The following is a 12,374-nucleotide window of genomic DNA, read 5'->3' on the forward strand; positions in this document are numbered from 1 at the left end:
GGTCGGTCGCCTCGGGCAAGGCGCGACGCGTGCCTGAGTCGGGTGATTTTTCGCGCACGTTCACCCACGCTAGACGACGCGTTTCCTGTGCGATGATCGGCCGGACGCCGACCACGAGGAGAGCTCTTGAAGCCGTACCCGTTCACCGCCGTCGTCGGGATGCCGGACCTGCGCCTGGCGCTGATCCTGTCCTCGATCTCACCCGCCGTGGGCGGCGTGCTGGTGCGGGGCGAGAAGGGCACGGCGAAGTCGACGATGGTGCGCGCGCTCGCCGGTCTGCTGCCCCAGCTCGACGTGGTGGACGGCTGCCGGTTCTCGTGTGATCCCGCCGCGCCCGACCCCGTGTGCCCGGACGGTCCGCACCCCGCGGGCGCGCCCGCGCACCGGCGGCCGGCGCGGCTGGTGGAGCTGCCCGTCGGCGCGGCGGAGGACCGGGTCGTCGGGTCGCTGAACCTGGAGAAGGCGCTGTCGGCGGGCGTCACGGACTACCAGCCCGGTCTGCTGGCCGCCGCCAACCGCGGCCTGCTCTACGTGGACGAGGTCAACCTCCTGCACGACCACCTCGTCGACACGCTGCTCGACGCCGCCGCGATGGGCCGCGCGACCGTGGAGCGCGAGGGCGTGTCCGTGTCGCACGCGGCGCGGTTCGTGCTGATCGGCACGATGAACCCCGAGGAAGGCGAGCTGCGGCCGCAGCTGCTGGACCGGTTCGGCCTGACCGTCGAGGTCGCGTCCAGCCGGGAGCCCGAGCAACGCGTGGAGGTGGTCCGCCGGCGGCTCGCGTACGAGGCGGATCCCGACGGGTTCGCGAGCGCGTATGCCGCCGAAGACGCAGCGCTGGCGGCGGACATCGAGGCGGCGCAACGGCTTCTGCCGGCGGTGAAGCTGCCCGACGACGCCTTGCGGCAGATCGCCGAGGTGTGCGCGTCGTTCGAGGTGGACGGGATGCGGGCCGACATCGTCACGGCACGCACGGCCGTCGCGCACGCCGCGTGGGCCGGGCGCAGCGAGGTGACCACCGAGGATGTCCGCGTGGCCGCGCGGCTCGCGTTGCCGCACCGGCGCCGCCGCAACCCGTTCGACGCGCCGGGGATTTCCGAGGAGCAGCTGGAACAGGCGTTGCAGGACGCGCAGCCGCCCGAGGATCCCGGCCCTGGTCCGGAGGACGACGGGCCCGGCTCGGGTTCACAACCGCCCGCCGCGGAAGGTGAGCAGCCGCCGGGGGACCAGCCCGCACCGCAGCAGCAACAACAACCGGGCGACGGGACGGGTTCCGGACCGCAGAACACGGTCGGCTCCGGCGAGACGTTCCGCGCGCGAGTCTTCCGCGTCAAGGGCACCGGCGAAGGCGAACGCGGCCGCCGGTCCCGGGCCATCACCGACACCGGGCGCACGATCGGGGTCCAGCCGCCGAGTGTCCGCGACGGCCGTCCGCACCTCGTCGCCACGATGCGGGCCGCGGCGCCGCACCAGCGGTCCCGTGGCCGCAGCGGTCCCGGACTTCTCGTGCGTACGCAGGATCTGCGGTTCGCGTTGCGCGAAGGGCGCGAAGGCAACCTCGTGCTGTTCTGCGTGGACGCGTCCGGCTCCATGGGCGCGCGCACGCGCATGCGCGAGGTGAAGACGGCGGTGCTCTCTCTGCTGCTGGACGCCTACCAACGGCGCGACAAGGTCGGGCTCGTCACCTTCCGTGGTGACTCGGCCGAGCTCGCGCTGCCGCCGACGATCAGCGTCGAGGCCGCGGCCGCGCGGCTGGAAGGACTGCCGACGGGCGGCCGCACGCCGCTCGCGGAAGGACTGCTGGAAGCCGCGCGCGTGCTGCGCGTGGAGGCGATTCGGGATCCGCGCCGGCGTCCGCTGCTGGTGCTCGTCACGGACGGACGCGCCACGAGCGGGGCCGACGCCGTCGCCCGGTCGCAGGCCGCGGCAGGCTTGCTGGCCGGCGTCACCACCATCGTGATGGACTGCGAAAGCGGCCGGATGCGCCTCGGGCTCGCGGCGGAGCTGGCCGGGCACCTCGGCGCCGAGCACGTGCCGCTCGCCGAGGTCGCGGCCGAGACGCTCGCCGCCGCGGTTCGTGATCGCACCGGAAGGGCTGCCTGATGCCGCAAGGGAAACCGGCTGTCGTCCCGCAGGACGGGCTCACCACACGCCAGCGCCGCAACCGCCCGCTGCTCGCCGTGCACACCGGCGAGATGAAGGGCAAGTCGACCGCCGCGTTCGGCATGGCGCTGCGCGCCTGGAACCAGGGCTGGTCGATCGGGGTGTTCCAGTTCGTGAAGTCGGCGAAATGGCGCGTCGGCGAGGAAGCCGCGTTCCGCGCGCTCGGGAAGCTGCACGACGAGACGGGCGAGGGCGGGCCCGTCGAGTGGCACAAGATGGGCGAAGGCTGGAGCTGGACGCGCAAGCAGGGCTCCGACGAGGACCACGCCGCCAACGCGCGCGAGGGCTGGGCCGAGATCAAGCGCCGCCTGGCCGCCGAGACGCACGACTTCTACGTCCTCGACGAGTTCTCCTACCTGCTCAAGTGGGGCTGGCTCGAAGTGGACGAAGTGGTGTCCACTTTGGTCTCCCGGCCCGGGCACCAGCACGTGGTGATCACCGGCCGTTACGCGCCGCCGGAGCTCGTCGAGGCCGCCGACCTGGTGGCCGAGATGACGAAGGTCAAGCACCCCATGGACGCGGGCCAGAAGGGGCAGCGGGGGATCGAGTGGTAGCGCGGGTGGTCATCGCCGCGCCCGGCTCGGGGCACGGCAAGACCACCATCGCCGCGGGGTTGATGGCGGCGTTGCGCGCGGCCGGGCACCGCGTGTCCGGGCACAAGGTCGGGCCCGACTTCATCGACCCGAGCTACCACGCGCTGGCCACCGGCCGTCCCGCGCGCAACCTCGACCCGTTCCTGCAGGGTGAGGACCGGCTGGTGCCCTTGCTGCGCCACGGTTCCGCGGGCGCGGACCTCGCCGTGATCGAAGGCGTGATGGGACTGTTCGACGGCGCGCTCGGCACGGAGGGTTACGCGTCGACCGCACACGTCGCCCGGGTGCTCGACGCGCCGGTGGTGCTGGTGGTCGACGCTTCGGCCGCTTCGCGCAGCGTCGCGGCGACCGTGCTGGGGTTCGCGAACTACGACACGCGCGTGCGCCTCGCCGGCGTGATCCTCAACAAACTGGGCTCGCAGCGCCACGAGGACGAGATCGCGTCCGCGCTGGAGGCTACGGGCGTTCCGCTGCTGGGTGCGCTGCGGCGCAACGAGAACGTGCACGCGCCGAGCCGCCACCTCGGCCTGGTGCCCGCGGCCGAACGCGCCGCCGACTCGCAGCGGGTGCTGCCGGAGCTGGCGTCGTGGGTGGCCGGCGGCGTGGATCTCGAAGCGGTGGTGCGGGTCGCGCGCGCGGCGCCGCCGTTGACCGGTCCGGTGTGGACACCGCCCGGTGAGTTCGAGGGACCGCGGACGGTGGTGGCTGCGGCGGCCGGGCCGGCGTTCACGTTCCGGTACACGGAGAACGTGGAGCTGCTCGCCTCGTTCGGCGTGGACGTCGTCGACGTGGATCCGTTGCGGGACGAGGAGCTGCCCGAGGGCTGCGCCGGACTGTACTTCGGCGGCGGCTTCCCGGAGGTGCACGCCGCGGAGCTGTCGGCGAACAAGCCGTTGCTCACGGCGGTGGCGGACGCGGTGGCGCAGGGCATGCCGGTGAGCGCGGAGTGCGCGGGGCTGCTGTACCTGTGCCGCGAGCTGGACGGCCTGCCGATGGCCGGTGTCGTGGACGCGACGGCGGTGATGACCAAACGCGGGAAGCTCGGGTACCGGACGGCGGTTTCGCTGGCGGACAACGTGCTCGCGGTCGCCGGCCAGCGCGTGACCGGGCACGAGTTCCACCGGACCGAGCTGACGCCCGGCGCCGGTCCGTCGCCGGCGTGGGGCTGGGAGCGGACGGTGGACGGGTTCGCTTCGGCTTCGCTGCACGCGTCCTACCTGCACGTGCACTGGGCCGGGTACCCGGAGCTGGCGGAACGGTTCGCCACCCACGTCCGAGCGCAGGCTTCGCGTGGCTGACTCCCCGGACTACGACCTGAACCACCACGGCGACCGCGAGGTCGGGCCGGGGCTGGTGGACCTCGCGGTGAACGTCCGGCTCGCGCGCCCGCCCGAGTGGTTGCGGCGGGAGCTGGTGTCCGCTGTGGACAGTCTCGCCGCGTACCCCGACTCGTCGGCGGCGCAGGCCGCCGTCGCCGCGCGGCACGGCCGTCCGCCGGACGAAGTGCTGGTCACGGCGGGTGCGGCCGAGGCGTTCACCTTGCTCGCTTCGGCTTTGAAGCCGCGGCACGCGGTGGTCGTGCACCCGCAGTTCACCGAGCCCGAGGCCGCGTTGCGCGCCGCGGGGCACGAGGTTTCGCGCGTGGTTCTGTCCGCTTCGGACGGTTACGTGCTGGATCCCGCGGCGGTTCCGGCCGACGCGGACCTGGTGTTCGTGGGCAACCCGACGAACCCGACGTCCGTGCTGCACCCCGCCGCCGTACTCCGGGCTTTGGCCCGGCCGGGCCGTCTGCTCGTGGTCGACGAGGCCTTCCTCGACGCGATTCCCGGCGAGGCCGAGAGCCTGGCGGGTTCGTCGCTCGACGGCGTGGTCGTTCTCCGCAGCCTCACCAAAACCTGGGGCCTCGCCGGCCTGCGCGCCGGGTACGTCCTCGGCCCGGCCGACGTCCTGGCCCGCTTGCGCTCGGTCCAGCCACCCTGGTCGGTTTCGACGCTCGCCGCCGTCGCCACGGTCGCCTGCTGCCGCCCGGCCGCGCTCGAGGAAGCGGAAAAGCTCGCCACCGCCGCCGAATCCGACCGCGACTACCTCGTCTCCCGGCTGGCCGACCTGGGCCTGCCCGTGCTCGGCGACCCGAGGGGACCGTTCGTGCTCGTCGAAGGCCCCGACGACGGCCTGCGAACCAGGCTGCGCGACGCGGGCTACGCCGTCCGCCGCGGCGACACGTTCCCCGGCCTCGGCCCCCGGCACCTGCGCCTGGCCGTCCGCTCGCGCGAGGTGACCGACGGGTTCCTCGCCGCGCTGTCCCGGTCGCGGTAGCCGGCGAGCACGGGCAAGCCGTGCGTATCACTCGTTTCGGGTGAGGAACCGCCGGTGATTCGGTGGCACAGTACCGGGCTTCGCGTCTTGTCCGGCAAACGCGACATCGACCACCGCACCCATCCGCCAAGGAGACGCATGTCTGTCACGACTGAAGGGGCAGTGCACGATCAAGCGATCCGGCCGTTCACGGTCGAGACGTCCGATGCGGATCTCGAAGATCTGCGTGCGCGCGTCACGGCCACTCGCTGGCCCGAAAAGGAACCCGTCTCGGACGCCTCGCAGGGCGTGCCGCTCGAGACGATGCAGGCACTCGCCCGTTATTGGGCGACGGAGTACGACTGGCGCAGGTGCGAGGAGAGACTGAAGGCTCTCCCGCACTTCATCACCGAGATCGACGGCCTCGACATCCACTTCATCCACGTTCGCTCGAAACACGAAGACGCGTTGCCGCTCCTCGTCGCGCACGGCTGGCCCGGCTCGGTCATCGAGCAGCTGAAGATCATCGGTCCGCTGACCGATCCCACGGCCCACGGCGCGAGTGAAGCGGACGCTTTCCACCTGGTGATCCCGTCGATGCCCGGCTACGGGTTCTCGGGCAAGCCCGCCGTCACCGGCTGGGGCCCCGAGCACATCGCGCGCGCCTGGGCCGAGCTGATGAAGCGCCTGGCATACGACAACTACGTCGCCTCGGGCGGCGATTGGGGCGGGCAGATCGTCGATCTGATGGGTGCGCAGGCGCCGGCCGGCCTGATCGGAATCCACACCAATTTCCCCGGCGCCGTCCGCCCCGACGTCGCCCAGGCCGTGCAGTCCGGCGGCCCGGCGCCACCCGATCTGTCCGAGGAGGGAACACGTCTCTACGAAAAGCTGAGGGACTTCTTCGCGACAGACGTGGCCTACGCCCTCGAGATGGGGACCCACCCGCAGACGCTCTACGGAATCGCCGATTCGCCCATCGGCCTCGCCGCCTGGATGCTCGACCACGACGCGGCCAGTCTGGCGCTGATCGCCCGGGTCTTCGACGGACAGTCCGAGGGACTGACCCGCGACGACGTGCTCGACAACATCACCCACTACTGGTTGACGAACACGGGGGTCTCTTCGGGACGTCTCTACCGGGAGAACAAGCTCGGCTTCTTCGACCCGAAGGGCGTCTCCGTCCCGGTGGCGGTGAGCGTCTTCCCCGACGAGCTCTACCAGGTGCCGCGGAGCTGGGCCGAGGAGGCGTATCCCCGGCTCATCCACTACAACCGGCTCGACAAGGGCGGGCACTTCGCCGCCTGGGAGCAGCCGAAGCTATTCGCCTCCGAGGTCCGTGCCGGATTGCGCTCGGTGCGCTAGATGTCGGTATCCGCGCGCACGAGCATGCCCGCCCTCGGCGGGGCCGAGTGGCTCAACTCCGGGCCACTGGGTCCCGCCGAGCTGGCCGGCCACGTCGTCGTCGTCAACTTCTGGACGCTGACCTGCATCAACTGGCTGCGCCAGGAGCCCTACGTCCGCGCCTGGTCGCGGGCCTACTCCGACGACGGGTTGATCGTCGTCGGAGTGCACACGCCGGAGTTCTCGTTCGAGCACGCGCTCGACCGCGTGCGCCAGGCGACGAACGAGCGGGGGATCGACTACCCGGTCACCGTCGACAACGACTACGCCATCTGGCGCGCGTTCGACAACCACTACTGGCCGGCGCTCTACTTCGTGGACGCCCAAGGCGTCATCCGCGACCACCACTTCGGTGAAGGACGCTACGAGCAGTCGGAGCGCATGATCCAGCGGCTGCTCGGCGTCGAGCGCGAGCTGGTCTCCGTCGCCGGGCACGGCGTGGAGGCCGAGGCCGACTGGGATCACCTGCGCACGCCCGAGACGTATCTCGGCTACGCGCGTGGTGAGCACTTCGCTTCGCCGGGCCGTATCGGGTTCGACGAACGACGCGCCTACGAGCTCCCGCCGCAGGGCGTGCGCCTCGGTACCTGGGCCCTCGCCGGTGTGTGGACGATCGGGCCCGAGAGCGTCGTGCTCGCCGAGGCCGGTGGGAGCATCACCTACCGATTCCACGCGCGCGACGCGCACCTCGTGCTGGCTCGTGGTCCGGGACCGCCGATTCCTTTCCGCGTAACCCTCGACGGCGCGGCTCCGGGCCCGGGCCACGGTGTCGACGTCGACGCGGACGGGCACGGCTTGCTCCGGGACGCCCGCCTCTACCAGCTCGTGCGCCAGCGCGACGAGGTCCGCGAGCGGACGCTGGAGATCACCTTCCTCGAACCCGGCGCCGGGGCGTACGTGTTCACGTTCGGGTAGCTCGTCTTCGGGACCGCGGCGGCTCAGACGGCGAGCGTGAGCAGCGCCGCCGCCACCGCCACTTCGACCCCGGCGCCGAGGACGTCACCGGTGATTCCGCCCAGGCGCCGGACGCACCGGGCGAGCAAGGCCGCCGCGACGAGGTACCCGGCGCCGACCGCGGCCACCCCTTGCCACCACGGCAAACCGGGCGCCAAAGCGGCGAGCGCGGCGGCCACCAGGCCGACGGCCACCGCGACCACCCGCGGCACGGATCCCGCCACCGTCGCCCCGAGCCCCTCCGGCCGGGCCGAGGGCACGCCCTGCGCGCACGACATCGACAGCGTGCACCGGCCCGCCAGCACCGAGACCACGGCGGCCACGACGCCGTGGCCCGCCGACACGGCGCCGGTCAACGCGCCGGCCTGCACCAGGAGCACGAACACGAGCGTCGCGACCCCGGTCGGGCCCGAGTCGCCGCGGCGCATGACGTCGAGGGCTTTGGCGCGGTCGTAGGACGCGCCGAGCCCGTCCGCGGTGTCGGCCAGCCCGTCGAGGTGCAGGCCGCGGCTGCCCAGAGCCACCACGCCCAGCGCGAGGGCGGCGACGGCGAGCGCGGGCAGGCCCACGGCCACGCCGCCGGCCACGATCAGGCCCGCGGCCGCGGCGAGGGGGACCGCCGCGACCGGTCCCAGTACCATCGCCGCCCCGGCCACCCCGCGATCGATGACGCGCGGGGCCGGCACGGGCACGGTGGTCAGGGTGCCGACGGCCAGCCGCAGCGCGTCGCCGAGCTTCACCGGCTCCCCGCTCGCAACCGCGCGTAACCGCGGCACCCGAGAGCGGCCGAGGTCACGGCGCCGCGCGCCGCGGACGGTGACCCGAATCCTTCGAGCCGCGCGCCGGCGGCCCTCAGGTCCTGGCGGGCAGCCCTCACGCGAGGTCCGCCAGCAGCCCCATGTCCGCGATGATCGCCCGCGCCGCCCGCAGCGTCGGGACGGCCTGGACGGCGCCGCTGCCTTCGCCGAGCCGCAGGCCCAGGTCGAGGATCGGCGTCAGGCCCAGCGCCTTCAACGCGAACGCCTGCGAAGGCTCCGTCGAGCGGTGTCCCGCGAGCCACCACTGCTCGGCACCCGGCGCGATGTCCCGGGCGACCAGGGCGGCCGCGCCGGAGAAGATGCCGTCGAGCAGCAAGGGGATGCCCCGCACGGCGGCTTCCACGAGGAATCCCGCCGTGGCCGCGACGCAGGCGCTGCCCAGCGCCGTCAGCCGCTCGAACGGGTCGGCCACCCGCCCCGCGGCGCGCTGCACCGCGGCCTCGACCACGGCCGTCTTCGCGTCCAGCGCCGCCCCGGACACACCCGTGCCCGTGCCGACGACCTCGGCGGCGGGCAGGCCCAGCGTGGCCGCGACCAGAGCCGCGCACATCGTGGTGTTTCCGATGCCCATGTCGCCCGGAATGAGCAGATCCGCGTCGGCTTCCTCCGCCGCGATGGCGCGCCCCGCCTCGAACGCGGCGAGCGCTTCGCCCGGGGCGAGGGCGTCCTCGACGTCGATCGCGCCCGAGCCCCGGCGGATCTTGTGCGCGGTCACGGAAGCCGGCACGTCCGAAGCGTCCCAGTCGACCGCGATGTCGGCCACGCGCACGCGAGCGCCGACCTGCGCGGCGAGCACCGTGACGCCACTGCGCCCGGCCAGGAACACCCGCACCATCGCCGCCGTGACCTCACGCGGGTAGGCCGACTGCGCCGACACCCCGTGGTCGCCCGCGAAGACGACCACGCGCACGTCGTCCAGCGGACGCGGCGGCACCACGCCGTGGGCGGCGCTGAGCCACGCGGCCAGCTCCTCGAGCCGGCCCAGCGCGCCGAGTGGCTTCACCAGGCCGTCGAGGCGCTCCTGCGCGGCGGCGCGGGCGGCGGCGTCGGGCACGGGGATGTCGAAACGCGGCACGGCGGACTCCTTACGGCAGTTCGAGCACCCGCCCGGCGACGACCAGCAGACTCCGGTCGGACTCGGCGGACACCCGGTTGTTGAGTGCGCCCAGCACATCACGGAACAGCCGTCCGGACGACGTAGCGGGCACCACACCGCTGCCGACCTCGTTGCTCACGGCCACCACGGGCACGCGCGCCTGGGTCCACGCGGCCAGGAAGTCCTCGAGCCGGTCGTCGAGACGGCGCTCCCAGCCCGGCTTGCCCGTCCACGCGCCGACCTCGTCGAGCACGCGCGAGAGCCACGTGCCGAGGCAGTCGATGAGCAACGGGCTCGTCGCCGTGCGCAGCACGGTTGCCAGGTCGGTGGTCTCCACCGTGGTCCAGTGGCGCGGGCGCCGGGCCTTGTGCGCGGCGACGCGGGCGGCCCACTCGGGGTCGTCGTCGCTCGGGGGAAGGCCCGGGGCCACGTACACGAGGTGCGTGTGGTGCGCGACGAGCCGCTCCGCGTGCCTCGACTTCCCCGAGCGGACGCCGCCGAGGACCAGCACCTTGCCGTCGTCGCGTCCGTACCGGCGGAGGGTCCGCGCCAGGGTCTCGAGATACCCGGCGAGCCGGTGCGTCAGCTTGGTCATACCCGGCATTCTCGTGCACGCGCTACCGTTCGCCACGTGCCACTCCGACAAGCCGTCACAGCGGCCGGCCTGATCACCGGATATGCCGCCGACTCACTCTTCGGTGACCCCCGGCGCGGGCACCCGGTCGCGGTGTTCGGCAGCTGGGCAGGTGCGCTGGAACGCCACTGGTGGGCCGACTCGAAGCCGCGCGGAGCGGCGTACGCGGCCGTCTGCGCGGGAGCGGTGACGGGCCTGGGCGTCGCCGCTGAGCTGAGTACGCGCCGACGTCCCTTCGCTCGCTTCGCGCTCACGGCCGTCGCGACGTGGGTCGTGCTCGGCGGGCGTGGCCTGGCGGCGGAGGGCGGCGAGATGGCGCGGCTGCTCGACGCCGGCGACGTGCCCGCCGCGCGCACCCGGCTGTCGCACCTGTGCGCGCGCGACGCTTCCGAACTGGACACCGCGGAGCTCACGCGCGCGGCTACCGAGTCGATCGCGGAGAACACGTCCGACGCCGTGGTGGCGCCGTTGCTGTGGGGTGCCGTCGCCGGCCTGCCCGGCCTGCTGGGCTACCGCGCACTCAACACGCTCGACGCGATGGTCGGCTACCGCTCGCCGCGCCACCGCAACTTCGGCTGGGCGGCGGCGCGCCTCGACGACGTCGTGAACCTCGTGCCGTCGCGGGCCGGCGCCGTGCTCACCGCGGTGTCCGCGCCGCTCGCCGGCGGGCGGGTGCGGGCGTCGCTGCGGGCGTGGCGGCGGTACGGCTCGCACCACCCGAGCCCCAACGCCGGCCAGGTCGAGGCCGCGTTCGCCGGCGCGCTCGGCCTGCGCCTGGGCGGCACCAACAGCTACGGCGGCGAAGTCGAGGCCCGCGGCACGCTCGGTGACGGCCGCGCGCCCCGGCCCGTCGACCTGCGTCGTGCGGTGCGGCTGTCGCGTGTGGTCGGTGCGGCGGCGGCCCTGGTGGCGGCCGCGGTGGCGGTGGCGCGATGAGCGGGCTGCTGGTCGCCGGCACGACGTCCGACGCCGGGAAGAGCCTGGTCACGGCCGGGATCTGCCGCTGGCTCGCGCGCCGCGGCGTGCGGGTGGCGCCGTTCAAGTCGCAGAACATGTCGAACAACTCGATGGTCTGCGCGGACGGGGCCGAGATCGGCCGCGCGCAGTGGCTGCAGGCCCGCGCCGCGCGCGTCGAGCCCGAAGCGGCGATGAACCCCGTGCTGCTCAAACCCGGCAGCGACCGCCGCAGCCACGTCATCGCGCTCGGGAAACCGTTCGGCACACTGGAAGCCGGCGAGTACGCGACCGGCCGCGCGGGGCTGGCGGAGATCGCCTTCGGTGCGTTCGAGGACCTTCGTTCGCGGTTCGACGTGGTCGTGTGCGAGGGCGCGGGCAGTCCCGCGGAGATCAACCTGCGCGGCGGCGACTACGTGAACATGGGCCTGGCGCGGCGGTTTTCGCTGCCGGTGGTCGTGGTCGGCGACATCGACCGCGGCGGGGTGCTGGCGGCGATGTTCGGCACGCTCGCGCTGCTGTCACCGGAAGACCAGGCGCTGGTCGCGGGCTGGGTGGTCAACAAGTTCCGCGGCGACGTCGGGCTGCTGCGCCCGGGGTTGAAGAGCCTCGAGGACGTGACCGGCCGGCCGGTGCTCGGGGTGCTGCCGTGGCTGGACCGCGTGTGGATCGACTCCGAAGACGCGCTGGCCGCCGCGGGCTGGCGCCACGAAGCCGGACGCGGTGGCGGGGGTCTGCGCGTGGCCGTGGTGCGCTTTCCCCGTGCCTCGAACGCCACCGACGTCGACGCCCTCGCCGCCGAACCCGGCGTGACGGTGAGCCTCACCTCCGACCCGGACTCGGTCGCCGCGGCGGATCTGGTGGTGCTGCCCGGTTCTCGCGCCACCGTGGACGATCTGCGCTGGCTGCGCGAGCGTGGCCTCGCCGGCGCGGTGACGGCGCGCGCCGCCGCCGGCCGTCCCGTGTTGGGCATCTGCGGCGGCTACCAGATGCTGGCGGCCACGATCCACGACGATGTCGAGTCCCGCGCCGGCACCGTCGACGGTCTGGGTCTGCTGCCCACCGACGTCACGTTCGCGGGGGAGAAGGTGCTCGGCCGCCCGGTCGGCGAGTGGCACGGCCACCGCGTCCAGGCCTACGAAATCCACCACGGCACCGCGTCGCCCGCCGACGCGGAGTCCTTTCTGGACGGTCACCGGGTCGGCTCCGTGTGGGGTACGACCTGGCACGGTGCTTTCGAGAACGACGGCTTCCGCCGCGCCTGGCTCACGGAGGTGGCCGCTCAGTCCGGCGTCGAGTGGACGCCGGTCGAGGGGGCGCCCGGGTTCGCGGCCTTGCGCGAGGACATGCTGGAACGGCTCGCCGACGCCGTGGAGTCCGAAGTGGACATCGCGAAACTGCTGGAATTGCTGGAAAGTGGCGCGCCGGCCGGGTTGCCGTTCGTTCCGCCCGGCGCGCCGTGA

The 12,374-nt window shown here is 73.4% G+C and carries 11 protein-coding genes; 8 read left to right on the forward strand and 3 right to left on the reverse strand.

Going from position 1 to position 12,374, the window contains the following annotated elements; genetic code table 11:
- Window positions 1-126: 126 nt before the first annotated feature.
- The 6 genes from ACFY1H_RS18430 (at window position 127) to ACFY1H_RS18455 (ending at window position 7,370) form a co-directional block, all read left to right on the forward strand.
- Window positions 127-2,103, forward strand: a complete 1,977-nt coding sequence (locus tag ACFY1H_RS18430) for a putative cobaltochelatase (RefSeq protein WP_386947695.1) — start codon at window positions 127-129, stop codon at window positions 2,101-2,103.
- The gene (cobO, locus tag ACFY1H_RS18435) at window positions 2,103-2,717 is read left to right on the forward strand and encodes a cob(I)yrinic acid a,c-diamide adenosyltransferase (RefSeq protein ID WP_386947697.1); all 615 of its coding nucleotides are present in this window, start codon (window positions 2,103-2,105) and stop codon (window positions 2,715-2,717) included. The genes ACFY1H_RS18430 and cobO overlap by 1 nt, the downstream gene beginning before the upstream one ends.
- Window positions 2,718-2,722: 5 nt before the next feature.
- Window positions 2,723-4,054 (forward strand): cobyrinate a,c-diamide synthase, encoded by a 1,332-nt coding sequence (locus ACFY1H_RS18440; RefSeq protein WP_386947699.1) that lies wholly within the window; start codon window positions 2,723-2,725, stop codon window positions 4,052-4,054.
- Window positions 4,047-5,072: an Rv2231c family pyridoxal phosphate-dependent protein CobC gene (cobC, locus tag ACFY1H_RS18445; RefSeq protein ID WP_386947700.1), complete on the forward strand. Its 1,026-nt coding sequence runs from the start codon at window positions 4,047-4,049 to the stop codon at window positions 5,070-5,072. The genes ACFY1H_RS18440 and cobC overlap by 8 nt, the downstream gene beginning before the upstream one ends.
- Before the next feature lie 87 nt (window positions 5,073-5,159).
- Window positions 5,160-6,416, forward strand: a complete 1,257-nt coding sequence (locus ACFY1H_RS18450) for an epoxide hydrolase family protein (protein ID WP_386947702.1) — start codon at window positions 5,160-5,162, stop codon at window positions 6,414-6,416.
- Window positions 6,417-7,370 (forward strand): redoxin domain-containing protein, encoded by a 954-nt coding sequence (locus ACFY1H_RS18455; RefSeq protein WP_366582851.1) that lies wholly within the window; start codon window positions 6,417-6,419, stop codon window positions 7,368-7,370.
- 23 nt (window positions 7,371-7,393) lie between these two features.
- Here ACFY1H_RS18455 and ACFY1H_RS18460 read toward each other — a convergent pair whose 3' ends face one another.
- The 3 genes from ACFY1H_RS18460 to ACFY1H_RS18470 form a co-directional block, all read right to left on the reverse strand.
- Window positions 7,394-8,149 carry an adenosylcobinamide-GDP ribazoletransferase gene (locus ACFY1H_RS18460; protein WP_366582850.1) on the reverse strand — a complete coding sequence of 252 codons (756 nt, stop codon included), beginning with the start codon at window positions 8,147-8,149 and terminating at the stop codon, window positions 7,394-7,396.
- Between the two features lie 133 nt (window positions 8,150-8,282).
- Entirely contained in the window at window positions 8,283-9,302 is a 1,020-nt protein-coding gene (gene cobT, locus ACFY1H_RS18465) for a nicotinate-nucleotide--dimethylbenzimidazole phosphoribosyltransferase (protein WP_386947704.1), read from the reverse strand.
- A gap of 10 nt (window positions 9,303-9,312) precedes the next feature.
- On the reverse strand, window positions 9,313-9,918 hold the full coding sequence (locus ACFY1H_RS18470; RefSeq protein WP_366582848.1) for a bifunctional adenosylcobinamide kinase/adenosylcobinamide-phosphate guanylyltransferase: 606 nt from the start codon (window positions 9,916-9,918) through the stop codon (window positions 9,313-9,315).
- Window positions 9,919-9,954: 36 nt separating this feature from the next.
- Here ACFY1H_RS18470 and ACFY1H_RS18475 point away from each other — a divergent pair, with 36 nt between their 5' ends.
- Together ACFY1H_RS18475 and ACFY1H_RS18480 are read left to right on the forward strand one after the other, a co-directional pair.
- Window positions 9,955-10,893 (forward strand): cobalamin biosynthesis protein, encoded by a 939-nt coding sequence (locus ACFY1H_RS18475; protein ID WP_386947707.1) that lies wholly within the window; start codon window positions 9,955-9,957, stop codon window positions 10,891-10,893.
- Window positions 10,890-12,374: a cobyric acid synthase gene (locus tag ACFY1H_RS18480; RefSeq protein WP_386947709.1), complete on the forward strand. Its 1,485-nt coding sequence runs from the start codon at window positions 10,890-10,892 to the stop codon at window positions 12,372-12,374. The genes ACFY1H_RS18475 and ACFY1H_RS18480 overlap by 4 nt, the downstream gene beginning before the upstream one ends.

This window comes from Amycolatopsis sp. NPDC001319 (genome assembly GCF_042896185.1).
Classification (GTDB): Bacteria; Actinomycetota; Actinomycetes; order Mycobacteriales; family Pseudonocardiaceae; genus Amycolatopsis.